Below are 26,251 nucleotides of genomic sequence, written 5' to 3' on the forward strand. Positions count from 1 at the left end.
ATGATGAGTATGACAGCAGTAGAGCTTGGAAAGAAGATCAAGGCCGGAGAGATCTCCGTTATGGAAGCAACCAAAGCCTGCATCGAGAATATAAAGACATACGACAAAGAATATAACTGTTTTATCACTGTAGATGAAGAAGGTGCATTCAAACAGGCAGAAGAAATACAGAAGAAGATCGACAGCGGCGAGCTGACAGGCCCGTTGGCAGGTGTACCGATCGCAATCAAGGATAATATGTGTCAGAATGGTGTACTTACCACCTGCGCATCCAAGATCTTATCAAACTTCGTACCGACCTATACATCAGATGCTGTTGTGAAATTAATGGAAGCAGGAGCCGTGATCGTAGGCAAGACAAATATGGATGAGTTCGCAATGGGAAGTACAACCGAGACTTCTTATTATGGCGAGACAAAGAATCCATGGGATACAAATAAAGTTCCGGGTGGTTCTTCCGGTGGATCAGCAGCCGCTGTTGCAGCAGAAGAAGTACCGTGTGCACTCGGTTCCGATACCGGTGGATCGATCCGTCAGCCGGCAGCATTTTGTGGTGTAACAGGAATCAAGCCGACATACGGCAGAGTATCCAGATACGGTCTGGTTGCATATGGTTCATCTCTTGACCAGATCGGACCACTTGCAAAGAATGTAACAGACTGTGCAACGATATTAGAGATCATTTCCCAGTATGATAAGAAAGATTCTACATCTGTAGAACGTACGGATAATGATTTTACAAGCGCATTAAAGGACGATGTAAAAGGTATGCGCATCGGACTTCCAAAGGACTATTTCACAGAAGGACTGGATCCTGAGATCAAGGATGCTGTGTACCATGTAGCTGAAGTGTTAAAAGAAAAAGGTGCGATCGTGGAAGAATTTGACCTTGGTATGGTAGAATATGCAATTCCTGCATATTATATCATTGCATCCGCAGAGGCAAGCTCGAATCTGGAACGTTTCGACGGCGTAAAATACGGCTATCGTACAGCAGAGTACACAGACCTTCACAACATGTATAAGAAGACACGTTCCGAAGGCTTCGGCGCAGAAGTAAAGAGACGTATCATGTTAGGCTCCTTTACCCTGTCATCCGGTTACTATGATGCATACTATGTAAAAGCACTTAAGGTAAAAGCCCTGATCAAACAGGCTTATGATAAAGCATTTGCAAAATACGATATCATCCTCGGTCCGGTTGCACCTACAACTGCACTGACCATGGGTGAATCCTTATCCGATCCGATCAAGATGTATCTGGGCGATGTATACACCGTTCCGGTTAACCTTGCAGGACTTCCGGGTATTTCCCTTCCATGCGGGTACGACAAAGACGGCATGCCGATCGGTGTCCAGATGGTAGGAGATGCATTTAACGAGAAAGCAATCATTCAGGCGGCATATGCATTTGAGCAGACAAGAGAGTACAAGCAGCCTGCCGCTGTAGCAGAAAGGGGTCTGTAAGATGAGTAAAGTATACGAAACCGTGATTGGTCTGGAGGTTCATGTAGAGCTTGCGACAAAGACGAAGATATTCTGCGGCTGCAGTACCGCATTTGGTGGTGCACCGAATACACATACATGTCCGGTCTGTACCGGTATGCCGGGTTCCCTTCCGGTACTGAATAAAGGGGTAGTAGAAAAAGCAGTTGCTGTCGGTCTTGCAACCAACTGTACGATCACACAGAACTGTAAATTTGATCGTAAGAATTATTTCTATCCGGATAACCCACAGAACTATCAGATCTCTCAGCTGTACTACCCAATCTGCAGAAACGGAAAGGTAGAGATCGAAGTAGAGGGCAAGAAGAAATTCGTAAGGATCCATGAGATCCATATGGAAGAGGATGCAGGTAAACTGGTACATGATCCATATACAGACAGTTCACTGGTCGATTTCAATCGTTCCGGTGTGCCTCTGATCGAGATCGTATCTGAGCCGGATATGCGTTCTGCGGAAGAAGTAATTGCTTATCTTGAGAAATTACGTCTGATCATCCAGTATCTCGGAGCATCAGACTGTAAGTTAAATGAAGGTTCGATGCGTGCCGATGTCAACCTGTCTGTTCGTGAAGTCGGAGCAGAAGAATTCGGAACAAGAACAGAGACAAAGAACCTGAACTCATTCAAGGCTATCGCCCATGCGATCGAGAATGAGAGAGAACGTCAGATCGATCTGATTGAAGCAGGCGAAAAGGTTGTACAGGAGACCAGAAGATGGGATGATACCAAGGAATATTCATATCCGATGCGTTCCAAAGAGGATGCACAGGACTACCGTTATTTCCCTGATCCTGACCTTGTACCGGTACAGATCAGTGACGAGTGGATGGAGGAGATCCGAAGCCGTCAGCCGGAATTCCGGGATGAGAAGAAGATCCGGTATAAAGAAGAGTATGATATCCCAGACTATGATATAGATATCATTACAAATACAAAGAAGATGGCAGACCTTTTCGAGGAGACGATCGCTCTCGGAGCAAATCCGAAGAAGGTATCCAACTGGCTGATGGGAGAGACCATGCGTCTGATGAAAGAACATTCCATCGATGCAGATGAGTTGTCATTCAGTGCAGAGCACCTTGCAAAGCTGATACAGATGGTAGATGCGAAAGCCATCAACAGCAATGTCGCAAAGGAAGTATTTGAGAAGATATTTACAGATGATATTGAACCGGAAAGCTATGTAAAAGAACATGGACTCGCCACCGTAAATGATGAAGGTGCACTCCGCAAGGTCGTAGAAGAAGTTATTGCCAATAATCCAAAAGCAATCGAAGACTTCCGTGGCGGAAAAGAAAAAGCACTTGGCGCATTGGTTGGACAGACCATGAAAGCAATGAAAGGCAAGGCAGATCCGGCATCCGTAAACCAGATGCTCCGTGAACTGTTAAAATAATCGATACCAATAGAAAAAAATGAAGAGAAAGCAGGTGGCATATCCACCTGATGACCACCTCTCATGGTGGGATGGAGATTGATATGGAAGAAACCAGACATGTGAGAAAGAGAGACATTTACAAACGTATTATCACATTTTCGGAAGGCGTGCTTCTGTTAGCTGCGGAAGTACTGCTGTTTGCGAGAATGTGGTATACCGAATATGCAGATAATACTCAGGCTATCCAGATTCCGTTCTGGAACAAAGGTAACTGGGCGGTAATCGGTATGTATGCGATTATCATTTATCTGTTTACGAAGCTGTATGGTGGTTATAAAGTAGGCTTCCTCCGGGTGATGGATGTTCTCTTTTCACAGATATTATCATTGGTCTGTGCAAATATCGTAGGTTATGTCGAGCTGTGTATCATTGCCCGTAATTATCTGCCGGCACTGAACATGATCGAGCTTACATTCTTAGAGATCATAGTTATATTTATATGGGTATTTGTCTGCAGGATGATGTACCGTAAGTTTTATCCTCCAAGACATTTACTGCTTGTCTACGGATATAAGACACCGACCGAATTCATTGATAAGATCAATGCCAGAAAAGACAAATACATCATTGCTGACCGTATTCATGTCAGTGAAGGTGAGAAAGCATTAAAAGAAAAAATCTTACAGTACGATGGTGTTATCCTTTGTGAGACAAAGGCATATATCAGAAACGAATTGGTAAAATACTGCTTCGAGCATTCGATCCGTTCGTATGTGGTACCGAAGTTATCGGATATCATTATCTTAGGAGCAGAACCGATCCATTTGTTTGATACACCGTTATTATTATCCAGAAACCAGGGACTGACAGGAGAAGATATGATCTTCAAGCGTCTGATGGATATCATCGTATCCCTGATCATGATCATTATCTTTTCACCGTTTATGATCCTGATCGCACTTGCAATCAAGCTCTATGACAGAGGCCCTGTATTCTATAAACAGGATCGTCTGACCTTAAATGGCAGGGTATTCAAGATCATGAAATTCAGAAGTATGCGGATGGACTCCGAGGAACATGGCGCACAGCTTGCAAGAAAGCATGATGACAGAATCACACCGGTTGGCCGTGTGATTCGTGCTACACACTTAGACGAGCTGCCACAGCTCTTTAATATCTTAAAGGGCGATATGTCAGTCGTAGGCCCTAGACCGGAGCGTCCGGAGATCGCAGCACAGTATAGGGAGACTTTCCCGGAATTCGACTATCGTCTGAAGATGAAGGCCGGACTTACCGGATATGCACAGGTTTACGGTAAATATAACACCACACCGAGAGATAAGGTGAAGCTTGACCTGACATATTATGAGCAGTATTCCTTATGGTTGGATCTGAAGCTGATCCTGCTGACCTTCAAGATCTTATTCCAGAAGGAGAATACGGAAGGAATCGATGCAAATCAGACGACAGCGATCCGTGAAGACAAGACAAAGAAAACAGGCATCAAGCATCCGCATGATGAAGCCGAGGATGCCTTCTATAGTGTAGAGGAAAAGAAATAAATGAAACCAGAAGTATCCGTGATCATTCCGGCATATAATTGCAGCAGAACAATTAAACAGACAATCGATTCCGCACTTTGTCAGGATGTGATATCAGAGATCATCGTGATCAACGACTGTTCACCGGAGGATCTGACGGAGTGTCTGGCAGAATATAAAAGCAATCCACAGGTTAGACTATATAAGAATGAAACCAATCTTGGCGTAGCAGCAACGAGAAATAAAGGTGTGCAGCTTGCAGAGGGCGAATATGTAGCATTCTTAGATTCCGATGATATCTGGCGGCCGGGAAAGCTCTCAAAGCAGCTTGCTGTTATGAAGAAGACCGGAGTGGTATTATCCTCAACTGCCAGAGAACTGATGGAAGAGGACGGAACCCATACCGGGCGGATCTTGCCGGTACCGGAGAAGATCACTTATAAAGGTATGTTATATGGAAATGTGATCAACTGCTCATCCGTAGTGATGAAGCGGGAGGTGGCAGCAGAATTCCCGATGGGGGATGATGATGCTCACGAGGATTATATCTGCTGGCTGCAAATCCTTAAGAAATACGGGGAGGCAGCAGGCATCAATGAACCGTTATTGCTTTACCGGATGGTGAAGAACAGTAAATCAGGTTCCAAATTACATTCTGCAAAGATGACGTATCAGGTATACCGGAAGATGGGATTTGGAACAGTGAAGTCACTTGGATATTTTGCAGGATATGCGATACATGGAGTAAAGAAATATTTTCTTTAAATAAAAAGAAACGGAGCAGGGAGATGGCAGAGGAAATCAAGAGAGGCCCGGGAAGACCGACCGATAAACGGAAAGACACAATTCTAAGACTTAGGATCGACACAGATACACATGAACTGCTTTCAAGATATGCAAAGCAGAAGGGCGTATCCATGTCGGAAATCGTCAGAGAGGCAGTCTATGGTATTGTAAAACAGGCGAACATAGAAGAATAAGACTGTCAGACAGGAGAACGTTGACCATGGAAACAAATAAGGAAGGGGATGTGACACTATCTGTCGTCATGCCCGCCTATAATGAAGGAGCACATATAACAGATAATCTGCTTGAAACCAACAGGGTGTTGTCCGGTTTCGTCAAACGGTATGAGATCATAGCAGTTGACGACGGAAGTGCAGATAACACCGCAGAGTGCATCCGCCGGGCAGAAATGCAGGATACTCATATCAGAGGAATCTCATATCAGCCAAATGGTGGAAAAGGACATGCCATCCGGACAGGGATCGCAGCAGCAGAGGGACGATACATCGCATTTTTGGATTCCGATCTGGAACTGCCACCGATCCTGCTGAAACGATTCTTAAAGGATATGAAGGAGCAGGATGCCGATATCGTGATCGGTTCCAAGCTGCATCCGGAGTCGAAGCTCCATTATCCGATGCTGCGTAAGATCATGAGCTATGGATATTATCTGATGTTAAAGATGATGTTCCATCTGAACACCCACGATACACAGACCGGTATTAAGTTATTCAAAAAAGAAGTGATCAAACCGATCGTCAGCCGGATGCAGGCAGAAGGATATGCATTTGATATTGAGATCCTTGCCATGGCAGCAAAAGATGGCAGAAAGATCTGCGAAGCTCCGATCGAGCTGAACTACAGCCGGGATGACAGCAAGGGCGGAAGAAGGATCGGGTTAAAGGATGTATTCAAAGTGTTTGGTGAGACGGTTGCGGTGAAGAAACGAGTTAAAAATTATAGATAGTGTGAAATGAGGGAAAATTATATGACATATGAAAACGCTTTAGAAGTGCTAAAAAAGTACGGGCAGGAGCATGTGCTTGCCTATTATGATGAATTAAACGATGAAGAGAAGCAGAGCCTGCTTTCCCAGATTGAAGAGATCGACTTCTCTATATTTGATGTATTAAAAGAGAAAGAATCAGCCGGTAAGGAAGAAACGATCACACCAACAGAGGCATTGACACTTGACACGATCAAGGAATATGAATTTGCCTATAAGGTGCTTGGTGAAACGGCGATCCAGAAAGGACAGCTCGCTCTTGTTATGCTTGCCGGAGGTCAGGGCACCAGACTGGGGTTTGACGGACCGAAAGGAACCTATAATCTTGGGCAGACAAGGGACCTTTATATATTCGAATGTCAGGTGAAAACGATCCTGACTGTTGTGAGGACACTTGGACGATGGATCCATCTCTATATCATGACCAGTGATAAGAACTACGAAGCAACGACATCCTTCTTTGTAGAGCATAAGAATTTTGGATATAAGGAGGAGTATCTGCATTTCTTCAAACAGGAGCTTGTACCATCCGTTGATTTTAATGGAAAGATATTGATGGAAGCACCATCAAAGATCTGCCTGTCACCAAATGGAAATGGTGGCTGGTTCTCATCCATGAAACGGGCAGGACTGGTAGAACAGCTTGATAAAGAGGGCATTCGGTACATCAATGTATTTGCCGTGGACAATGTGTTACAGAAGATTGCAGATCCGGTATTCCTTGGTTCGATGATGATGGAAGATTACCAGTCGGCGGCAAAAGTCGTAAAGAAAGCAGATCCATATGAACGGGTAGGCGTGCTGTGTAAGAAAGACAATAAGCCTTACATAGTAGAATATTATGAATTGTCAGATGAGATGCGGTATAAGAAAACGGTTATGGGCGAGTATGCTTATAATTATGGAGTGATCTTAAATTATATCTTCCCGGTTAATCAGTTAAAACAGCTTTTGAATCAGAAAATGCCGCTTCATATGGCAAAAAAGGCGATACCTTATATGAATGAGAATCAGGAACTGGTGAAACCAACGGAGCCGAATGGTTATAAGTTTGAAACCCTTGCGCTTGATATGCTTCAGTTTATGAATGACTGCTTACCATTTGAAGTTATCAGAGAGTATGAATTTGCACCGATCAAGAATGCAGAGGGCGTGGATTCACCGGAGACGGCGAGAGAGCTGTTAAAGAAGAATGGATATAAGTTGTAGAACTGCGTCGAATACTTTGGAAAAATTGCCTAAAATAACAGTATTATTTTCAGAAATTTCTACATTCAACTTAAGCTTAGAAAATTGACTTTTAATAGGAATTGAATTATAGTTGTTAGTGGTTAAGAAGCGTTAAGAATTTCTAAACCATTAACAACTATATTTATATAATTTGACCTGATAAAGATACATGATGAACACATTTATGAGGGAAATGAGGGAATAGAATGTATAGAAAAGGGCCGCAGGGCTGGTTAAAACATCTGGATTTTACAGTGCTGAATCTGGTAGCACTGCATGCATCTTATTGTATGGCGTATTTTATACGGATGGGAACAGAGAATCCGTATCATAGTAAGTTATATCGGACAATAGCCGTACTTCTGACATTATTTCAATTATTGGTTACCATAGTATGTCATATATATAAAGGCGTATTGAAACGTGGACATTTCCGTGAAGCAATCGCATCCGTGAAGCAGTCTGTACTGGTTGTACTTCTGGCAGTATTCGTTCTGTTCATGATGAAAATGGGTGCGGCCTATTCCAGAAAGGTTATGGCTTTGTTTGGCATGATTTATCTGGTCATAGGTTATGTGGTCACACTTCTCTGGAAGGAATATATACGAAGACATCGTGTGGCAAAGAAATCTATTGTGATCGTGACAGTCAAAGAATATCTGGATGCGTTGCTTGCAGAAATGGATACAGAATACTATAATCTGTATCGGGTTGCAGGTATAGTATTATTAGATGCAACTGAGGATGAGGCAGAAAGCTATAATACAGAATATACGGATCTGGAGCTTGGTATATATGCATATACAGATGAAGTTCTGGAGCAGATCATGCATGGCTGGGTAGATGAGGTCTATGTGAATATACCATTTGAGAGGCATATCCCTGAAAATCTTCTGGGACAACTCGCAGATATGGGGATTACGGTTCATGTACGTGTCCGTGTTCCGGCAGAGCTCTCCGATTATCAGTATGTATTCGATAAACAGCTTGGTCATCATGTATTGACCGTTAGTACTACATATATAACAACCTACCAGGCATTTGTGAAGCGTGCAATAGACATCTTAGGCGGAATCGTAGGATGTATCTTTACAGGTATCCTTACGATCATTCTTGCACCATGTATCTATATCGCATCACCGGGACCGATCTTCTTCTCCCAGTACCGTATCGGTAAGAATGGCAAGAAGTTCAAGATTTATAAATTCCGAAGTATGTATATGGATGCTGAAGCACGAAAAGCAGAGCTGATGGAGCAGAATCAGGTTAAGGATGGCATGATGTTCAAGATGGAATATGATCCGCGAATCATTGGCTGCAAGAAGCTGCCGGATGGTACGATCAAGAAGGGCATCGGAAACCGGATCCGTGACTGGTCACTCGATGAATTCCCGCAGTTCTTCAATGTGTTAAAGGGTGATATGAGTCTGATCGGAACCCGACCGCCAACAGAGGATGAATGGGAGAAATATTCTGCCCATCATAGAGGACGTATGGCGATCAAACCGGGTATTACAGGTCTCTGGCAGGTCAGTGGAAGAAGTAACATCACGGATTTTGATGAGGTTGTAAGATTAGACCGTAAGTACATCGATGAATGGAGCCTTGTAAATGACATCAAGATACTGTTCAAGACAGTGGGCGTTGTGCTGAAGGGCGAAGGGTCGATGTGATCCTGATTGGATATAATATGGAAGATAAATACATATGTGGAGAATAAGAACAGATGAAGATAGCGATGTTCGGACAAAAAAGAATTCCATCAAGAGAAGGTGGGGTTGAGATAGTTGTAGAAGAACTTAGCACTCGTATGGCTATGGCAGGGCATGATGTGACTTGCTATAACAGACGTGGACATCATGTGAGTGGTTCTGAGTATGATACAAAAGAGAAAAAAGAATATAAGAATGTTAGAATCAAATCTGTTCCTACTATAGAAAAGAAAGGACTTGCGGCAGTATCGTCGTCATTTTTTGCAGCACTTTGCAGTGCATTTGGAGGATATGATGTCGTGCATATACATGCAGAAGGCCCGGCAGCTTTTTGTTTTATACCAAAGATATTTAGAAAAAAGGTTATAGTAACGGTTCATGGATTAGACTGGCAGAGAGAAAAATGGAAGGCAGGATTTGGCTCCAAATATATTCATTTTGGAGAGAAAATGGCAGTCAAATATGCAGATGAAATTATTGTGCTTAGCAGTGAAGTCAAAAAGTATTTTAAAGATACATATGGAAGAAAGACAAGATATATACCCAATGGTGTTATCAGACCAGATAAGATAGAAGCTGATCTAATAGAGAAAAAGTTTGGTTTGAAAAAAGATTCCTATATATTGTATCTGGGCAGGATTGTACCAGAAAAGGGTGAGCATTATCTGATAGAGGCATTTAAGGATATAGAGACAAATAAAAAACTTGTGATAGCCGGTGGATCTTCCGATACGGATGAGTATATGGAGCAGTTAAAACAGATGGCTGAACAGGATGATAGAATTGTATTTACCGGATTTGTTCAGGGACAGCTATTACAGGAATTGTATAGTAATGCCTATGTATATGTACTTCCAAGTGATCTTGAGGGTATGCCGCTTAGTCTGTTAGAAGCAATGAGTTATGGTAACTGTTGTCTTACTTCGGATATAAAGGAATGTACAGAAGTTGTTGGAAATAAAGCGGTTGCATTTAAAAAATCAGATGTGAAAGACTTGCAGGATAAATTACAGAAATTATGTGATGATAGTAAGTTGGTTGACAATTATAAGGATCAGGCAGCCGATTATATATGTAAGAAGTATGATTGGAATGAGATAGTAGATAAAACATTGCAGCTATATAGAAGGTAATAATTATGCGTATATTGATGATTAATAAGTTTTTATATCCAAATGGTGGATCGGAAACGTATATATTTAAATTGGGTGAGGTATTAGAACAACGTGACCATGAGGTTCAGTACTTCGGAATGGAGCACGAAGGCCGCTGCGTGGGCAACCGGGTCAATGCTTATACATCTGATATGGACTTCCACGGCGGCAGCAAACTGAGCAAGCTGACCTACCCGATCAAGACCATCTACAGCAAGGAAGCAAGAGAAAAATTAAGACTAGTACTAGATGACTTCAAGCCGGATGTCTGTCATCTGAACAACTTCAACTATCAGCTGACACCTTCCATCATTCTGGAAATCGTGAAGTGGCGCAAGGAGACCGGAAGGGATTGTAAGATTATCTTCACGGCACATGACTACCAGCTGGTCTGCCCGAACCACATGCTGAACAATCCGAACACGCACCAGAACTGTGAGAAGTGCCTCGGTGGCCATTTCGTGAACTGCATGAAAGGCAAGTGCATTCACGGCTCCACGGCGAAATCTGCTATCGGTATGATGGAGGCTGAGTTCTGGAAGTGGAAAGGTACCTATAAGTACATTGACACCATGATCTGCTGCTCGGAGTTCATGAAGACCAAGATGGACAGCAACCCGCTGTTTGCGACGAAGACCGTGGCAATGCACAACTTCATTGATAAGGTGGAGTGGAAAGAGACTCCGAAGAAGGATTACGTCCTCTACTTCGGCCGCTTCTCTGAAGAAAAGGGCATCGGCACACTCATCAAGGTCTGTAAGGAGCTGCCGGATGTACAGTTCATCTTCGCCGGTACTGGCCCGCTAGAAGAGACGGTAAATGGTATTAAGAACATCAAGAACGTTGGCTTCCAGAAAGGCGAGACACTGGAGAAGCTCATCCGTGAGGCACGGTTCTCCATTTACCCTTCTGAGTGGTATGAGAACTGCCCGTTCTCCGTGATGGAATCTCAGATGTACGGCACGCCGGTGCTGGGAGCGAACATTGGTGGCATCCCAGAGCTGATTCAGGTCGGTAAGACCGGCGAGTTGTTTGAAAGCGGTAACGGGAAAGATTTGAAAGAAAAGATAGAAAAGCTCTGGGGTGATAAGAAGCTGTGTGCGGAGTACAGCGCGAACTGCAAGAACATCAGCTTTGATACCATTGATGAGTATTACGAGAAAATTATGAAGGTGTATCAGTAAGACTGGTATGTGAGGAGAGAATTTGTGGCTACAAAAGCGGATCGATACGAGGGAATAGACGGCTTGAAGGCGTATGCCATCATTGGCATTGCGTTGATGCACGTCCTCGCAAATGGAGAATATGGGATAGGAGGATTTGTGTTTGAACGGCTAATACCATCTTTCACAAACCTCGTTTTCCTTTTTATGATGGTCAGTGGTTTTGGAATGTGCTGTGGCTATTACCAGAAAATTGTTGACCAGAAGATCAGTGTAGAGGATTTCTACAAGAAACGGTACATCAAGATCTGGCCGTATTTTGCACTGCTTTGTGCGTTAGACTTTGTGATTTCACCAAGCAAGGAATCCTTGTTTGAGGTTTTCGCAAACTTGACTTTATGTCAGGGACTTCTGCCAAATGCCAAGATTTCGGTCATTGGTGTGAGCTGGACCCTGGCAGTCATCTTTGTGTTCTACATGCTGTTCCCGTTCTTCTGCTTCCTGATTGGAAATAAGAAAAGAGCGTGGAGTGTGGCGGTTGTGGCGCTGGTATTTAACTGGTTGTGCACTAATTACTTCAAAGCAGGGAGGACTAATATCGTCTACGATGCGATTTACTTTATCGCAGGAGGCTTGATCTTCCTCTATCGGAAAGAATTGACCGAATTTGCAGCAAAATACAAAGTTATCGCTGGAGCGATTTTGTTGATTGCCGCAGTTGCTTATTTTGCATTAGGCGGCAATACGCTCACGATGCTGTTCTTCTGTGTGGCAACACTGGTCTATACCCTCGGATGCAAGCGGGGGGGGATACTGGTCAATCCAGTCGCCAAGTTCCTCGGTGGTATTTGCTTCGAGATTTACCTGTGCCACATGGTAATTTATCGTGTGCTTGAGAAGCTACACCTTGTACATCTATTTGGAAATGGCCTATTGGCATATGTTTTCACAGCAGCTGCAGTCATCTGCGGTTCGGTTGTGTTCTCGGTATGTGCCAAGTGGTTCTTAAATAAAATCGAAACGTTCTTAAAAGAGAGAGTAAACAATAGGAGAGTTAATCATGTCTGAAGAAAAGAAGTTAAATGGTACGGTCATCGTTACTTATCGCTGCAACGCTCGTTGCTCTATGTGCAACCGTTATAAGGCACCTTCCAAGCCGGAAGAGGAAATCAGCATCGAGACCATTAAGAAGTTGCCGAAGATGTACTTTACCAATATTACCGGTGGTGAACCGTTCATTCGTACCGACCTGAAGGATATCGTGCGCGAACTGTACAAGAAGTCTGATCGTATCGTTATTTCCACGAACGGTTTCTTCACCGACCGCATTGTTGACCTGTGTAAGGAGTTTCCGCAGATTGGTATCCGTATCTCTATCGAAGGTCTGGAACAGACCAATAATGAAATCCGTGGTCTGCAGAACGGCTACCAGCGTGGTTACGGCACGCTGAAGAAGCTGCGTGAGATGGGGATGAAGGACGTTGGTTTCGGCATGACCGTCCAGGATAAGAACGCTCCTGACCTTGTTCCTCTGTACAAAATCTCCGATGAGATGGGCATGGAGTTTGCAACTGCTTCTCTGCATAACAGCTTCTACTTCGTTGAGGCAAAGAACATCATCCATGACCGTCCTATGGTCGCAAAGAACTTCGAGAATCTGGTCAACGAACTGCTCCGTAGCAACAGCCCGAAGAAGTGGTTCCGTGCATACTTTAACCACGGCTTGATCAACTACATCTACGGTCAGAAGCGTCTGCTGCCTTGCGACATGAGTTTCGATACCTTCTTCATCGATCCGTATGGCGATGTTATGCCTTGCAATGGCACCAAGGACAAAGAGGTCATGGGCAACCTGAACAACCAGACTTGGGACGAGCTGTGGAACAGCCCAGAAGCAGAGAAGGTTCGTGCAAAGGTTCGCTGCTGCGACCGTGATTGCTGGATGATCGGTTCTGTCAGCCCGGCTATGCACAAGTATATCTGGAAACCGGCTACCTGGGTTCTGGTTCACAAGTTCAAGACTCTGTTCACCAAGCATCCGTACAGTATGTATGAGTTGAAGATCTGCCGCGACTACCGTGATGGCAAAGTTACCAAAGAGGATCTGGATAAGTGCAGCACCTGCGATATGAACTGCGTGATCAACAACGGTCTGAGCGAAGCATCCAAAGAACAGCTGAAGCATAAGACTGGCGAGGAAATCGTGGATGCTGATATTGCACAGCAGATGGAGACGAAGTGATGAATATCCTGTATATAGCTTATTCATGTAATCCTTTTGCTGGAAGTGAAGATAAAATCGGTTGGTGCGTTCCTTGTGAAAGTTCAAAAACAAATAAAGTTTATGTAATTACAAAAGAAGAACAACGTGAACCAGTCGAAAAATATTTGCAGAGTCACCCACTTGAAAATATAAAGTTTTATTATGTTGACATCCCTAATTTTTACAAAAAAATCTTCAAGGGATTTATGTATTCTGGAAGACTTAATGTGTGGAATAGACGGGTACTTCCTCTCGCAAAAAAAATCTGTGCGGATAAAAAAATTGACGTTATTCATCAGATTACGCCAATTGAATTCCGTGCAATTGGAGACTATGGAAAGATAGCAAATATCAAATTCGTCTGCGGACCACTTGGCGGAGGAGAGTCTTTGCCTAATGGATTAAAAGATTACGCAAAGGGGCATGAAATCATTGAAGTCGTTCGCTCAGGGATAAATCGCTGGTATCGCTTTAAACTGAGAATCACTGGCAAACTAAATCGCTGCGACTATATTATGTTTGCAAATAAAGAGACTCAAGAATTCCTCGTAGAGGGGGCAGAACTAAACTGTCCGTATGAATTAGTCTTTGATAACGGATTAAGACCGGACGAATTGGTGAGCTGGACAGAAAAGGAAAAAGTGAATGAAGAATTACAATGTAAGTGATGAGCCAGTGACTGAGGTTGCGGTAGATATAAATGATATTAAAGATACTTGCAATGAAAAGGGCAGAAATGAAGAATGCGTCTTTCTGGTTGCTGGAAGAATGATATATCGAAAGGGCTTGGATTTTCTTTTTGATGCATTGATGAGAATTCCGCAGGAAACTAGATATCAGGTTAGAGTTGTAGGCGATGGCCCGGAACTTGAACATCTACGTAAACGCGGTAAGGAAGACTTGAACTTGTCTGAGCATGTGCACTGCATGGGTTCTATTCCCTATATGGAAATGGAAAAGGAATATGCAGGTGCGGATGTATTTATTATGCCGAGCATTCGAGAGACGACAGGCACGGTCTTACTGGAGGCAATGTCAAAAGGTATTCCGGTTATCACCATTAATAAGTTTGGCGGAGCAACTCTTTTTGATGAAAACACCGGTTGGCTTTATGGAGGAAACTCGAAAGAGGAATACATTGAGAATTTAAAAAAGGCAATTCTTGAATGTATTGCTTATCCTGATGAAGTAACAAGGCGTGGAAAAAACGCACGGAAGAAAGCAGAAAAGTATACCTGGCAGAAAAAAAACGAGAAGTATCAGGCAATATATGAGGAACTGCTGAAAAAGTAAGATGTGCAGCATAGAGGAGAGTTTAAAATGGTTGGAGTATGCATAAAATATATGCATGAAAATTACGGAGGCATATTGCAAGCATATGCAACTGTTAGTTATTTGGAAAATCAAAATATTGAGTATGAGTTGGTTCGATATACTAGAAAGAAGACTGTGACAGAAGCACTGAAAGATGTGCCGCGTCTTTTTAATGCAGTTTGGTTTAATAGCAGATTTGAGGGAATTCAGAGAAAACTTAGTCTAAAAAAGCATCCTGAGTATGCAAAGAATAATGAAGTTCGTATGAAAGCATTTGCCGGATTTAAAAAATGGGCTTTTAAGGATTTCTCCGATGAGTATATCGGCTATGCGGCATTATGCGAGGGTGGAAAGAAATATTCGGCGGTTATAACAGGAAGCGATCAGCTTTGGAGTCCAGCAGGATTGCCAACGAATTATTACAATTTGATGTTTGTTCCGGATGACACGCTAAAAATTTCAATTGCTTCTAGTTTCGGAGTAAAGGAAATTCCGTGGTATCAAAAGAAAAGAACGATACAGTATTTGAATCGCATTGAATACATTAGTATGCGTGAGAATCGAGGAAGTGAGATTGTCAAGGAACTGACTGGTCGAGATGTTTCTACGATTTTAGATCCTGTTTTCTTTTTGAGTAAAAATGAATGGCTGGAGAGAATTCCTAATAAGAGAGAAATCAATGAGCCATATATTTTTGCATACTTCCTTGGTGCCACACAGGAATATCGCAATGCAGTAAAGAAATTAGCTCATGACAAGGGTATGAAAGTCGTTGCGTTACGACACATGGATCAGTATGTAGAAGAAGATGAAAACTTTGGAGACTTTGCTCCGTATGATGTGAGTCCAGAAAGATTTCTAAATCTTCTGCGAAATGCAGAGTATGTCTGCACGGATTCTTTCCACGGGACAGCATTTTCTATTCTTAATGAAAAGCAGTTTGTGGTATTTAACAGATATGCTGAAAATTCCAGCTTTTCAAAAAATTCTCGTATTGATACCCTGTGTGTGAATTTTGGTCTAGAAAGTCGGCGCTATAAAAATGAAATGGACTTATTAGACGTTGTAAAAGATGATATTGACTATAAAGCTGTAGGGGAAAAATATAAAAACCTTAAGCTGGTAACAGATCAATATTTAAAGACTGTATTGAAAGAAATTAGAAAGCGTGTGTAATCGTGCCGAAATAGGAATATGAAATAATGCATGAGATTGTCGCCGCGAAAGGATAAATATTATATGAATAATGAAGTAGTTAGAGTATTGGTGACATCTCCGCTTGGTGTTGGAGGTGTAACTAATATGATGATTCATATCCAGGAACACCTGGACAGATCTAAAATAAATTTTGACTATCTTGTTTTTCATGATAGGCACGAACCTATGGAAGACAAAGTTCTTTCATTGGGAAGTAAAAAGTATGTTGCTTCAGCTGATAATGTGAAATTTAGACCTTTTAGAAGAATTTGGAGAATTAATGAAATTCGGAAAGTCTGCAAGAGAAATCATATTAAAATCCTACATTATAATGCGGATTGTGCAGCAGATATGACAAATATTATTGGCGCAAAATTGGGTGGGGTTCAATATATTACAATACATAGTCACAATGCTGGCTTTGGAGCAGCAGGTAATGGAATTCGATTTATGAGCAAAATCTTAAAGCCATTAATTCCACTCTTTTGCGATAACTTTTATGGCTGTTCAGAACTAGCTGCAAGATTTCTATTTCCGAGGTCGATTATTGAATCTGGTAGGTATTCAGTACTTCCGAATGGAATTGATTTGGAGAAATATGATTATAATGAAGCTATTCGTCGAGAAATACGAAAAAAGCTGAATTTGGAAGGTAAGTATGTTGTAGGACACGCTGGACGGTTTTCTGATCAAAAAAATCACAGCTTTTTGCTGGACATCTTTCAAGCAGTACACCGAAAAAATCCAAATACTGTGTTACTTTTATTTGGCGTTGGTGAACTACAAGAAGCGATGAAAAATAAGGCTAGGACATTAGGAATTGAAGACGCTGTAATTTTTTATGGAGCTTCAAATGAAATGAATAAAATGTGGCAGGCAATGGATGTTTTTGTAATGCCATCTTTACATGAAGGTCTTCCGGTCACGGGGGTTGAGGCACAGGCGAGCGGATTGCCATGTGTTTTCTCAGATGTAATAACAAAAGAAGTAGGCTTAACTTCAAATACAGAATTCCTTTCTCTTCAAGAAAAACCTGATGTGTGGGCGGAACATGTTTTGAAGTATATGAATGTGCATAGGAAAAGTGAAAGAAAAATATTGGAGCAGGCAGGTTATGATATTCAGCAGACAGCAGATACACTTGCACAACTGTATTTGAATGTTGCTGAAAAACTATAAAGGATGGAAGGAGAAAGTACTTAATGATTGTAGTGAAGAATAAAGCAGATTGCTGTGGATGTACGGCATGCTATAGTGTATGCCCGAAAAAAGCTATAAGTATGCAGCAGGATCAAGAGGGCTTTTTATATCCATTCGTGGAAATTTCAAAGTGTATAGATTGCAAATTGTGCGAGTCTGCTTGTCCTATTGAAAATAAAATCGAGTCTAAAATGTTTGATAGAAAAGCATACGTACTCAGAGCAAAGGACGTAGAAATTGTTTCTACAAGTACCTCTGGAGGATTTGTAACACCGTTAGGCGAATGGATCCTAAATCAGGGAGGTGTTATTTGTGGCGCAACTTATAATGAAGAATATAAGGTAATTCATAAAATTTCTGGGGGGGGGCAGAAGAGTTTCGAGGTTCAAAATACGTGCAGAGCGATTTAGGCGATTGCTTTTCTGAAATAAAAAAACACTTGATGCAAGAAACGAAAGTGTGCTTTATTGGAACGCCGTGTCAGGTGTATGGATTAAAATCATATCTGAGAAAAGAATACGATAATCTGGTAACCGTAGATTTGGTTTGCCATGGTACACCGTCGCCGAAACTTTGGAAAAAATATTTAGACGAACAAAAAGACAAATATCATTCAGAAATAGATGATATTGTTTTCAGAAATAAAACATATGGATATCATAGTGGCACAATGCGTATAAGATTCAAAAATCAGTTTGTTTATTATGGAAGTGCCCGTGTGGATCCAATGCTTAAGAGTTTCTTTGCTGAAATTTCGTCAAGACCAAGTTGCTATCAATGTCACTTTAAATCAGTGGAACGATGTAGTGATTTCACTATTTATGATTGCTGGCATGCAAATAACTTAGTGGAAGGTCTTGTTGATGATGATAAAGGCTTTACTAATCTGATCGTGCAGTCTTCAAAGGGAGAAAGGATTCTGGATAGAATTGCAGACAGGTATGAGCTTTATGCAACAAATTTGGAAAAGGCTATAGAACTGGATGGCACGATGATTTGCCATTCAGCAGAGCCTCATCCAAGACGAGATGAATACTATCTGAATTTAGATAAAGAAACCCTAAGAGCACATATACAAAAATTTGTACCAATCAGAATAAGGGATTATTTAATAGAGAAATCTAAAAGAATCTTTTATCGGATGGGTGTGTATAAGTTTCTGAAGAACAAGAAATGAGAATCTGTTATTGCTTCTGAATGATTTGGATTCAGGAGGATATATGATTCAAATAAAGAGCAAATTGGATTGTTGTGGCTGCACTGCCTGTGCAAGTTCTTGCCCTAAAAGTGCAATTGCGATGGTTCCTGACGAAGAAGGTTTTCTGTATCCTAAAATTGATATGAGACGTTGTATTGAATGTGGAGCATGCGAAAGAGCATGCCCGATTCTTAATAAAAAAACGGTAATATCTGAAAAAACAGAAGGCTATATTATTAGAATTAAAGATAACAAAATTCTCTATGAGAGTACCTCTGGTGGTGCTTTCACAGCTCTGGCTGATTATATCCTTGAGCAGAATGGTATAGTTTATGGAGCTGGATACGACAATAACATGAGAGTAGTGTGTAAAAGGGCTACTACAAAGCAACAGTTGCAGGAGATGCGAGGCTCTAAATTTGTTCAAAGTGATCTTGGAAACATTTTTCAAGATATTAAAAAAGAATTAAAAGAAGGCACGACTATTTTGTTTTCTGGGACACCTTGTCAAGTGGCAGGGCTGCTAAGCTTTTTAAGGAAAAAACCAGATAACCTTTTATGTGTGGATTTTGTTTGCAGAGGTGTACCATCGCCTGGCTTGTGGGATAACTATGTGAAGTATATGGAAAACAAATACAGCTCGAAAATAGTTGGAGCCCGTTTTAAACATAAAACATATGGGTATCACACGAGCACGATGAAAATAGATTTTGCAAATGGAAAAACCTACTATGGGTCTGGTAGAGTCGATCCATACATGAAGGCGTTTGTAAGAGAAATCTCATCAAGACCATCTTGCGCAGCATGTGTTTTTAAAGGAATAGAAAGACCAAGCGATATCACTGTCTTTGATTGTTATGAATATTCAAAAATCACCGGAAGAAAAGATGATAATAGAGGGTATTCATCAATATTTGTGCATACTGAAAAAGGTGGAAAGATTTTAGAGGCCATAAAATCACATATTGAAATACAAGAAGAAGATGTAAATAGTCTTGTGACGGAAAATGGTGTTATGGTTTGCAATAGTGCAAAACCACATCCTAGGCGGGCTGAATTTTACCAGCTGGCTGAACATTATCCAATTGATAAGGCTTTGAATAAAATTGATCCAATTATATTAAAGGATAAAATAATTGAAAAATCTAAAAGATTTCTATTCAAAACAGGCCTAATAACTGTTGCACGCCATTTAAATAAAGGAAAAAAAGTTGAGGTTGTTGAGAATAAGTAATTGGATTGCTTCGATTTATTCACACACATATTTGAAGATAGAGAGTGTAAGATTTTTGAATAGAATGATTCTATGGGAGGACACCAATGCCACATATTAGTGTTATTATCCCTGTCTATAACGCAGGAAATTATATAGTTGATACTTTAAATTCAGTTTTGCAACAAACATTGAAAGATATAGAAGTTATTGTTGTAAATGACGGATCTAATGATCAATCTCTTGCTGAATGCTATAGATTACAAGAGATTGATAAGCGCATTATCATAATAAATCAAGATAATCAAGGCGTATCAAAAGCTCGTAATGTAGGAAAGCAAAATGCAACAGGTGACTATATTATTTTTATAGATGCTGACGATGAACTTGATTGCAGGATGCTTGAGATTTTATATACTCAAGCAAGGAAAACTGATTCAGATATATCTGTGTGTGGAGTTGATAGGATTTTTGAAAAAAAGCAAGAGGAGAAGAAAAATTATCATTGCAATTATGAGGAAATTACTGTTGATCAGGCGATAGAATGGCTGTTGTTGGGCCAAAAAATTGAGTCGGGCGCATGGAATAAGTTGTTTAAAGCTTCTACGATCGAGGATGTTCATTTTGAAGAAGGTAAGAAGATAAATGAAGATAAATATTTTGTATTTAGATCTCTGCTGAAAAGTAAAAAAATAGTCTATTGCGCTGAAAAATTGTATTATTATTATTGCAGGGAAAATTCGGTGACTAATCAATCCTTCTCTGAAAGATGGTTCGATACACTGTACTTTGCGGATAGAATATATGAAGAACTTAAAGGCCGTAATAATTTGGAAGTCTTTGCAAGATATCAATTATTGATTGCATACTACACTGTTCTACGTAGGATGTATCCTTTCAGAAATCAATACAAAAAGGAGTATCAGCTAGTTATTGATAAAATTAAATCTACTAGTTTTAAATCAGTGCTTTCATATATGGACAAAAAACAAGTGTTTGGTGTTTTATCTATAAAATATTGTATTCTTTTGTATAAATTTATGAGGTGTGTTTCAAAATGATTATCTTAAAAAAACGTGATGCAGAGAGAATGTATTTTGTATGAAAAATCTATTTGCTAGATGGAGGGATATAGATGCAATTAAAAGTTAAGAAACATGAACTACGACTTTTACTCCAATGTATACCAATTTTGACTTTTGCTACGCTAGCGTCTCTTGGTTCGCTTTTGCCAAGCGTAGTTCAGTTCAGTGCTGCAGTTATCTTGGCGGGACAAGTTGTTTTTATATTTGGCACTAAAGGTATTAAAAAAAATATTGGATTATTGTGGATACCATTAATGATATTCTTTTATGTACGAAATAATCCCAATATTAAATTCTATAGTCTAACGTATATGCAAGTTTTATTGCTTTTTGTCTGCTGTATATTATTTTCAGCATTGGGAGGTTTCAATGATCGGTGTTGGATGATAAAAATGGTAAGCTCTTGGCGATATCTTTACTTTATTTATATTGCATTTACCATTTATATGTTTTTAGATAGTTCAGCGATAAATTTTGTATGTAATTTGTTCCCGGATGCTGCGAGTACAATTCTTAATCAGTATCATAATGCGGGGATCCCAGGATTAACAAAGCACTATTCAACAAATGGAATGCTTCTTGCAGTTGGGACGATGATATTTGGAAGCTATGCATTGACTGAAAAAAGACGTTCTGACTATTTATTGTTTTTGATATCAGTTGCTGCATTGCTTTTATCGGGAAAAAGAGCACATACTGTTTTTGGACTTGCTGCTTTGTACCTCTGTTATTTTGCATATAATTCAAATGCTAAAAAAAGTCGACTCGTAAAAGGCATAGGTGTTTTATTGGGGGCATTAACCGTATTTGCTGTAGCAAGTTATTGCGTGCCGGCACTTGCAACTGTTGTTTTTCGCTTTATTGATACTGCAGAGACTGGGGACATGTCAGTAGGTAGAGTTGATGTATGGTTAAAGGCGTTTTCTATGTTCGGTAAACATAGTCTTGTTGGCATAGGTTGGGGACAGTATGTTAACCAAGGTGGCTGGTTTTGGAATATTCATAACATATATATTCAGTTACTTGTTGAAACCGGTATAATAGGATTTATAATCTATTGTGGATGGTTTTTGTTTCATCTAGTAAGGACATGGTCGATGTATTCAAAGATGCGTGTAAATCCAGAAGATTATACGAACATAGATTATTGCTTGATGAATTTTTCGTTGGCAATGCAAATATTTTTTATATTATATGGCTTCACAGGAAATCCTTTGTATGATCGTGAAATGTTTGTGCCGTATTTTATTGCATGTGCAATAAGTGTTAATTATGCTAATAATGATGATGGGAGTGAATTAGAGTAAATTATGAAAATAGGAATAGTAACTCCGTATGATTCGGCGAACTGCGGTGCTTATTTGCAAGCATATGCTAATAAATGTTTTTTGGAAAAGAATAACTATAATGTGTGTTTTATACAGTGGAGAAATGAAAAGCAGCGAAAAAAGGAATATTTTTCTAAACCCAAGACCATAAAGGAATTGATTAGATGTATTCAACGATATCCCTTTTTATGTGCACGTTATAAGCGCATGACTCAGGCATTAAAGGAATTTGATATTCAGAAAAATACTGGTGATTTAGATTGTACAGTAGTAGGTAGTGATGAAATTTGGAACATAAAGGTTTCACAATTTCAAAATCCGATTTTTTATGGTGGTGTGGAGCAAAAAAGCTGTATAGCATATGCACCTAGTGCAGGACAGGCAGCACTCAAGGATTATAATGATTTTCCATGGGTTAGGGAGTGCTTGGAAAAAATGACGTATGCGGGTGTTAGAGATGAAAACACTAAGAATATTGTTGGAAAACTTGTTGCAAAGCAAGTAGAAATTGTTTGTGATCCTACGATGTTACTGCCTATTAATGAATTGGATTTTCCGCACGAACGTAAGATTAAAGATAGATATATGATTGTTTATTCATATAGTGTTCCTAAAGAACATCAGGCATATTTAAAAAGATATGCAAGAAAGAATAATTTAAAACTTGTATCGATATGTTTGTATCAGTCCTGGTGTGATTTGAATATTAACTGTCACCCGTTGGAGTTTAGTTCATATATTCAGTTTTCTGAGTGTGTTTATACAACGACATTCCATGGGACGATTTTCACATTGTTGAATCATAAGAATTGCGCTATCTATAGTTGTTCAAAAAAATTGAAAGATTTACTTGAGTGGACACATAAAGAAGAGGCAATGTTGTCGTTGACAGCTACATATGATGAATTTGAGAGCCTGATTACCAAACAACATAGCTATGAATTATTCGAGACTATAATCGAAAAAAAAAGGAAGGAATCACAAAAGATATATATAGATGCTCTTAAATCATGTGAAGTCTGAAATGGAAAGCGAGTCAGTAATCAACAATCCAAGGAATGAGTCGATAGGAATAGTATCCATGGGGGAGGACACCTGCTTGATAACTACTATAGTTATAGGAAAAGGCAGTTAGGATTTCTGGAGACAATGATATTCTTGATGGATATGGAAGAGATATTTCAATAGAGAGATGGAGACACGCTAGGACTGGTTAAACGAACATCAATGAAGGTTTATTTCGAGTAGCCTTCTGTTGTCATTTTAGTATCTGACACAGTGAAGTGCCTATAGCTCTGGCTCATTCACTGAGATGTTGAGAACTGAAAAATCCTACACAGTCAAAAAATAATTAATTATATGAGGAATAATATTAATGAGTCGTAAAACAGAATTAGCAAAAAATACGGCTATACTTACAGTGGGAAAACTATGCACGCAATGTATTAGTTTTTTCCTTCTTCCTTTATATACGGCAATTCTGTCAACGGAAGAGTATGGCACGTTTGATTTATTGGTCACATATTCAACATTATTACTTCCACTCGTAAACTGGCAGTTGGATCAGGGACTGTTCCGATTTATGCTTGATTATCGTGGAAACAAAGAAGAACAAGGAAAACTCTTTTCTACGCTGTTACTATTTAGTACGATACAAAGTATTATTTACATTATTCTTTTTGTTTGTGTAGAACCTTTTTTGAAAATTCAAAATGCGTATTTTTTGTTGCTGTATGTGGTGCTGCATGTCTACACGGCATTGTTTCTTCAATTTGTTAGAGGATTGGGATATAGCGTTAAATATACAATTGCATCGTTTATATCCGCTTCAGCAACAACAGTTTTAAATGTCATTGCGTTGGCTATTTTGAAAATGGGGCTGCAAGGATTGTTCTTGTCTACTCTGATAGCTCAGTTTTTGACGTTGTTGTATTTGGTGTTTACATCCAAAGCGTGGGAGTATTTTTCTGCTAAGAGTATTCGGCCGACGGTATTCAAACGGGTTGGTGCTTATTCTATTCCTTTAATTCCCAATAATCTGGCTTGGTGGGTTGTAAATGCGTCAGATAGAACTATAATTGCACATTTTTTAGGAACTGCTGCTAATGGTGTTTATTCTATAGCAAATAAGTTTCCTAATGTGTTTATCAACTTTTATAATATCTTGAATTTGTCCTGGACTGAGACAGTATCATTACATTTTGACGATGAGGATCGCGACGAATTCCTAACGGAAACAATGACGTCTCTTTTTAAACTGTTTGCAGCTGCATGCTTTGGCATTGTTGCGTGTATGCCGTTTGTATTCCCGATTTTGATTAATGAGAAGTATGTTGCTGGATATGACCAAATCTTGATTTTGATGTATGCAATGCTTTTTAGAGTGCTCGTCGGATTATATAGTTGCATATATGTAGCTCAGAAAAATGCAAAAAAGATTGCTTATACTTCTATTTCTGCAGCTATAATCAATATTACAGTGAATTTGATTTTAATAAATAAAATTAAGATTTTTGCAGCATCAATATCTACACTGGTTGCATTCTTTTCAATGTTTATCATTCGCTATATTGATGTTAATAAGACTGTGCATATGCGAATTCGGAAGCCCATTATTATTGGAAGCATTCTAATTGGTACTATGCTGATAGGAACATACTATTGTGAAAATAAGATGATTCAGCTCATCGCACTTTGTATCACGGCAATCTATGCAGTGCTGACGAATGTTGATATGTTGAAATCTGGCATGAAATTAGTAAAAAGTCGCTTTGGAAAATAGGTTTTGGCTGTGATTAAAGAGAGTATTCCGCATGATTTTATATTTTTCATTCAATTCTTATTACTGCTTTTTAGAGAGTAGTAGATAAGCTCGGAGGTTAATCGATTTATAGATATATTGCGACAAATGTGCTTTTTGTGCAACGATTATATTTCTTGCCGGTTTACACAAGGTCAAAACTGTAATTAAAAACAAATAATACGCAGGAGAAACAGCCTATGGTGGATTTGATAGATACAATAGTATATGCAGGAAGGTTAAAAGACAAATCTGCCTTGATGAGTAGTTCTTCTGGTGGCGCATTTACTGCACTTTCGAATGCTTTTCTGAAAAGCGGAGATGCAGTGGTGGCTGCAGTCTATAATTATGAGAATCATACTGTGGAATTCCAGATGATTCTGGATGAGAAGCAGCGTGAAAGAGCAAAAGGCTCAAAATATATGCAGAGCAAGCCCGGTGATATTTACCAGGAAGCGTATCGTTGGTTAATGGATAATCCAAAGAAAGAATTGCTCTTTGTTGGCATGGGATGTCAATCAGATGGATTTCGGAAGTTCAGTGAAATTAAAGGAATCCGTGATCGGGTGCATATCGTAGACATTATCTGCCATGGCTCTCCAAGTCCAAAACTGTGGAGAGAATATGCAGAATCAATACAGAAGAAGGATGGAAAGATAACTTATCTTACCTTCAAAGACAAGCGCAATGGCTGGAAATCGCCTACAGCCTACGTGAAAGTTAACGGGTCAGAGAGACCTCTTAAAGATTATGTTAGGGTGTTTTATAACCGGTGTGCGTTGCGGCCCTCTTGCTATGAATGCCCTTATGCGACCACAGAAAGAAAAACAGATATGACTATAGGCGACTTCTGGCATATTGAGGAGACCATTCCGAATTTCTATGACTCTAATGGTAATTCGTTATTCTTGATTCATACGAACCGAGGAGAAAAACTATTCGAAAAGATTCAAAGTGATTTGGATTATAGATTAAGTAATACAATACAATGCTGGCAGGCAAATCTTGAAGCTCCGACCCAAAAGTCTGAACAAAGAGAAGAGTTCTGGAATGATTATAAGAAGAAAGGAATTGATTTCGTGATGAAGAAATATGGGTCAGTTCCAGTGAAAACAAAAATTAAGAATAAACTCCTCAAAATAATGGGGGGGATACACAGAAGGTAGTACTTATTATG

The 26,251-nt window shown here is 40.0% G+C and carries 24 protein-coding genes; all 24 read left to right on the forward strand.

The annotated features are described in order from the left end of the window. The 24 genes from gatA to DWY07_RS12365 all read left to right on the forward strand — a co-directional run bounded on the left by gatA (nucleotide 1) and on the right by DWY07_RS12365 (nucleotide 26,240). Nucleotides 1-1,467: an Asp-tRNA(Asn)/Glu-tRNA(Gln) amidotransferase subunit GatA gene (gene gatA / locus DWY07_RS12250; protein ID WP_330584363.1), complete on the forward strand. Its 1,467-nt coding sequence runs from the start codon at nucleotides 1-3 to the stop codon at nucleotides 1,465-1,467. A gap of 1 nt (nucleotide 1,468) precedes the next feature. Beyond that, entirely contained in the window at nucleotides 1,469-2,902 is a 1,434-nt protein-coding gene (gatB, locus tag DWY07_RS12255) for an Asp-tRNA(Asn)/Glu-tRNA(Gln) amidotransferase subunit GatB (protein ID WP_008401386.1), read from the forward strand. An 83-nt stretch (nucleotides 2,903-2,985) separates the two neighbouring features. Then, nucleotides 2,986-4,446: an exopolysaccharide biosynthesis polyprenyl glycosylphosphotransferase gene (locus DWY07_RS12260; protein WP_226801069.1), complete on the forward strand. Its 1,461-nt coding sequence runs from the start codon at nucleotides 2,986-2,988 to the stop codon at nucleotides 4,444-4,446. Next, nucleotides 4,447-5,190: a glycosyltransferase family 2 protein gene (locus DWY07_RS12265; protein WP_117823397.1), complete on the forward strand. Its 744-nt coding sequence runs from the start codon at nucleotides 4,447-4,449 to the stop codon at nucleotides 5,188-5,190. It abuts the gene before it with no gap. A 23-nt stretch (nucleotides 5,191-5,213) separates the two neighbouring features. Then, nucleotides 5,214-5,405: a hypothetical protein gene (locus DWY07_RS12270; protein WP_117823399.1), complete on the forward strand. Its 192-nt coding sequence runs from the start codon at nucleotides 5,214-5,216 to the stop codon at nucleotides 5,403-5,405. Between the two features lie 26 nt (nucleotides 5,406-5,431). After that, nucleotides 5,432-6,178 carry a glycosyltransferase family 2 protein gene (locus DWY07_RS12275; RefSeq protein WP_117823401.1) on the forward strand — a complete coding sequence of 249 codons (747 nt, stop codon included), beginning with the start codon at nucleotides 5,432-5,434 and terminating at the stop codon, nucleotides 6,176-6,178. 21 nt (nucleotides 6,179-6,199) lie between these two features. Beyond that, the gene (locus tag DWY07_RS12280; RefSeq protein WP_117823403.1) at nucleotides 6,200-7,426 is read left to right on the forward strand and encodes a UDPGP type 1 family protein; all 1,227 of its coding nucleotides are present in this window, start codon (nucleotides 6,200-6,202) and stop codon (nucleotides 7,424-7,426) included. Nucleotides 7,427-7,653: 227 nt separating this feature from the next. Further along, nucleotides 7,654-9,120 (forward strand): sugar transferase, encoded by a 1,467-nt coding sequence (locus DWY07_RS12285; protein ID WP_117823405.1) that lies wholly within the window; start codon nucleotides 7,654-7,656, stop codon nucleotides 9,118-9,120. Between the two features lie 53 nt (nucleotides 9,121-9,173). Next, nucleotides 9,174-10,292 carry a glycosyltransferase family 4 protein gene (locus tag DWY07_RS12290; RefSeq protein WP_117823407.1) on the forward strand — a complete coding sequence of 373 codons (1,119 nt, stop codon included), beginning with the start codon at nucleotides 9,174-9,176 and terminating at the stop codon, nucleotides 10,290-10,292. Nucleotides 10,293-10,309: 17 nt separating this feature from the next. Next, a complete protein-coding gene (locus DWY07_RS12295; protein WP_330599207.1) occupies nucleotides 10,310-11,497 on the forward strand; it encodes a glycosyltransferase in 1,188 nt (395 codons plus the stop codon). Nucleotides 11,498-11,521: 24 nt separating this feature from the next. Continuing rightward, a complete protein-coding gene (locus DWY07_RS12300) occupies nucleotides 11,522-12,544 on the forward strand; it encodes an acyltransferase (RefSeq protein WP_226801070.1) in 1,023 nt (340 codons plus the stop codon). After that, a complete protein-coding gene (locus DWY07_RS12305; protein WP_117823411.1) occupies nucleotides 12,537-13,718 on the forward strand; it encodes a radical SAM protein in 1,182 nt (393 codons plus the stop codon). Before DWY07_RS12300 ends, DWY07_RS12305 begins: the two co-directional genes overlap by 8 nt. Further along, on the forward strand, nucleotides 13,718-14,407 hold the full coding sequence (locus DWY07_RS12310) for a hypothetical protein (RefSeq protein WP_117823413.1): 690 nt from the start codon (nucleotides 13,718-13,720) through the stop codon (nucleotides 14,405-14,407). Before DWY07_RS12305 ends, DWY07_RS12310 begins: the two co-directional genes overlap by 1 nt. Further along, nucleotides 14,385-15,032, forward strand: a complete 648-nt coding sequence (locus tag DWY07_RS12315; protein WP_117823415.1) for a glycosyltransferase family 4 protein — start codon at nucleotides 14,385-14,387, stop codon at nucleotides 15,030-15,032. Before DWY07_RS12310 ends, DWY07_RS12315 begins: the two co-directional genes overlap by 23 nt. 27 nt (nucleotides 15,033-15,059) lie before the next feature. Then, on the forward strand, nucleotides 15,060-16,229 hold the full coding sequence (locus DWY07_RS12320) for a polysaccharide pyruvyl transferase family protein (protein ID WP_117823417.1): 1,170 nt from the start codon (nucleotides 15,060-15,062) through the stop codon (nucleotides 16,227-16,229). A gap of 63 nt (nucleotides 16,230-16,292) precedes the next feature. Continuing rightward, complete coding sequence (locus tag DWY07_RS12325) at nucleotides 16,293-17,429, forward strand: glycosyltransferase (protein ID WP_173783844.1); 1,137 nt, start codon at nucleotides 16,293-16,295, stop codon at nucleotides 17,427-17,429. A gap of 23 nt (nucleotides 17,430-17,452) precedes the next feature. After that, on the forward strand, nucleotides 17,453-17,860 hold the full coding sequence (locus DWY07_RS12330) for a 4Fe-4S dicluster domain-containing protein (protein WP_117823421.1): 408 nt from the start codon (nucleotides 17,453-17,455) through the stop codon (nucleotides 17,858-17,860). Continuing rightward, on the forward strand, nucleotides 17,845-18,627 hold the full coding sequence (locus DWY07_RS12335; protein WP_117823423.1) for a Coenzyme F420 hydrogenase/dehydrogenase, beta subunit C-terminal domain: 783 nt from the start codon (nucleotides 17,845-17,847) through the stop codon (nucleotides 18,625-18,627). Before DWY07_RS12330 ends, DWY07_RS12335 begins: the two co-directional genes overlap by 16 nt. Nucleotides 18,628-18,670: 43 nt before the next feature. Next, nucleotides 18,671-19,882: a Coenzyme F420 hydrogenase/dehydrogenase, beta subunit C-terminal domain gene (locus DWY07_RS12340; RefSeq protein WP_117823425.1), complete on the forward strand. Its 1,212-nt coding sequence runs from the start codon at nucleotides 18,671-18,673 to the stop codon at nucleotides 19,880-19,882. A gap of 86 nt (nucleotides 19,883-19,968) precedes the next feature. Then, nucleotides 19,969-20,922, forward strand: a complete 954-nt coding sequence (locus DWY07_RS12345; protein ID WP_117823427.1) for a glycosyltransferase — start codon at nucleotides 19,969-19,971, stop codon at nucleotides 20,920-20,922. 74 nt (nucleotides 20,923-20,996) lie between these two features. Next, nucleotides 20,997-22,253: an O-antigen ligase family protein gene (locus tag DWY07_RS12350; RefSeq protein ID WP_117823429.1), complete on the forward strand. Its 1,257-nt coding sequence runs from the start codon at nucleotides 20,997-20,999 to the stop codon at nucleotides 22,251-22,253. 3 nt (nucleotides 22,254-22,256) lie between these two features. Beyond that, entirely contained in the window at nucleotides 22,257-23,297 is a 1,041-nt protein-coding gene (locus tag DWY07_RS12355; RefSeq protein ID WP_117823431.1) for a polysaccharide pyruvyl transferase family protein, read from the forward strand. Nucleotides 23,298-23,649: 352 nt separating this feature from the next. Next, on the forward strand, nucleotides 23,650-25,056 hold the full coding sequence (locus DWY07_RS12360; RefSeq protein WP_117823433.1) for an oligosaccharide flippase family protein: 1,407 nt from the start codon (nucleotides 23,650-23,652) through the stop codon (nucleotides 25,054-25,056). 218 nt (nucleotides 25,057-25,274) lie between these two features. After that, nucleotides 25,275-26,240 carry a Coenzyme F420 hydrogenase/dehydrogenase, beta subunit C-terminal domain gene (locus DWY07_RS12365; protein WP_117823435.1) on the forward strand — a complete coding sequence of 322 codons (966 nt, stop codon included), beginning with the start codon at nucleotides 25,275-25,277 and terminating at the stop codon, nucleotides 26,238-26,240. Nucleotides 26,241-26,251: the final 11 nt, after the last annotated feature.

This window comes from Clostridium sp. AF23-6LB, from assembly GCF_003461085.1.
Lineage (GTDB): Bacteria > Bacillota > Clostridia > Lachnospirales > Lachnospiraceae > Coprococcus > Coprococcus ammoniilyticus.

What these genes read in the sequence shown, in the direction of transcription:
- DWY07_RS12345 (WP_117823427.1), top strand. Translation starts at nt 19,969, where the DNA reads ATGCCACATATTAGTGTTATTATCCCTGTCTATAACGCAGGAAATTAT.
- DWY07_RS12310 (WP_117823413.1), top strand. Translation starts at nt 13,718, where the DNA reads ATGAATATCCTGTATATAGCTTATTCATGTAATCCTTTTGCTGGAAGT.
- DWY07_RS12330 (WP_117823421.1), top strand. Translation starts at nt 17,453, where the DNA reads ATGATTGTAGTGAAGAATAAAGCAGATTGCTGTGGATGTACGGCATGC.
- DWY07_RS12270 (WP_117823399.1), top strand. Translation starts at nt 5,214, where the DNA reads ATGGCAGAGGAAATCAAGAGAGGCCCGGGAAGACCGACCGATAAACGG.
- gatA (WP_330584363.1), top strand. Translation starts at nt 1, where the DNA reads ATGATGAGTATGACAGCAGTAGAGCTTGGAAAGAAGATCAAGGCCGGA.
- DWY07_RS12280 (WP_117823403.1), top strand. Translation starts at nt 6,200, where the DNA reads ATGACATATGAAAACGCTTTAGAAGTGCTAAAAAAGTACGGGCAGGAG.
- DWY07_RS12260 (WP_226801069.1), top strand. Translation starts at nt 2,986, where the DNA reads ATGGAAGAAACCAGACATGTGAGAAAGAGAGACATTTACAAACGTATT.
- DWY07_RS12365 (WP_117823435.1), top strand. Translation starts at nt 25,275, where the DNA reads ATGGTGGATTTGATAGATACAATAGTATATGCAGGAAGGTTAAAAGAC.
- DWY07_RS12320 (WP_117823417.1), top strand. Translation starts at nt 15,060, where the DNA reads ATGGTTGGAGTATGCATAAAATATATGCATGAAAATTACGGAGGCATA.
- DWY07_RS12325 (WP_173783844.1), top strand. Translation starts at nt 16,293, where the DNA reads ATGAATAATGAAGTAGTTAGAGTATTGGTGACATCTCCGCTTGGTGTT.
- DWY07_RS12285 (WP_117823405.1), top strand. Translation starts at nt 7,654, where the DNA reads ATGTATAGAAAAGGGCCGCAGGGCTGGTTAAAACATCTGGATTTTACA.
- DWY07_RS12305 (WP_117823411.1), top strand. Translation starts at nt 12,537, where the DNA reads ATGTCTGAAGAAAAGAAGTTAAATGGTACGGTCATCGTTACTTATCGC.
- DWY07_RS12290 (WP_117823407.1), top strand. Translation starts at nt 9,174, where the DNA reads ATGAAGATAGCGATGTTCGGACAAAAAAGAATTCCATCAAGAGAAGGT.
- DWY07_RS12340 (WP_117823425.1), top strand. Translation starts at nt 18,671, where the DNA reads ATGATTCAAATAAAGAGCAAATTGGATTGTTGTGGCTGCACTGCCTGT.
- DWY07_RS12350 (WP_117823429.1), top strand. Translation starts at nt 20,997, where the DNA reads ATGCAATTAAAAGTTAAGAAACATGAACTACGACTTTTACTCCAATGT.
- DWY07_RS12360 (WP_117823433.1), top strand. Translation starts at nt 23,650, where the DNA reads ATGAGTCGTAAAACAGAATTAGCAAAAAATACGGCTATACTTACAGTG.
- gatB (WP_008401386.1), top strand. Translation starts at nt 1,469, where the DNA reads ATGAGTAAAGTATACGAAACCGTGATTGGTCTGGAGGTTCATGTAGAG.
- DWY07_RS12355 (WP_117823431.1), top strand. Translation starts at nt 22,257, where the DNA reads ATGAAAATAGGAATAGTAACTCCGTATGATTCGGCGAACTGCGGTGCT.
- DWY07_RS12295 (WP_330599207.1), top strand. Translation starts at nt 10,310, where the DNA reads ATGATTAATAAGTTTTTATATCCAAATGGTGGATCGGAAACGTATATA.
- DWY07_RS12315 (WP_117823415.1), top strand. Translation starts at nt 14,385, where the DNA reads ATGAAGAATTACAATGTAAGTGATGAGCCAGTGACTGAGGTTGCGGTA.
- DWY07_RS12275 (WP_117823401.1), top strand. Translation starts at nt 5,432, where the DNA reads ATGGAAACAAATAAGGAAGGGGATGTGACACTATCTGTCGTCATGCCC.
- DWY07_RS12265 (WP_117823397.1), top strand. Translation starts at nt 4,447, where the DNA reads ATGAAACCAGAAGTATCCGTGATCATTCCGGCATATAATTGCAGCAGA.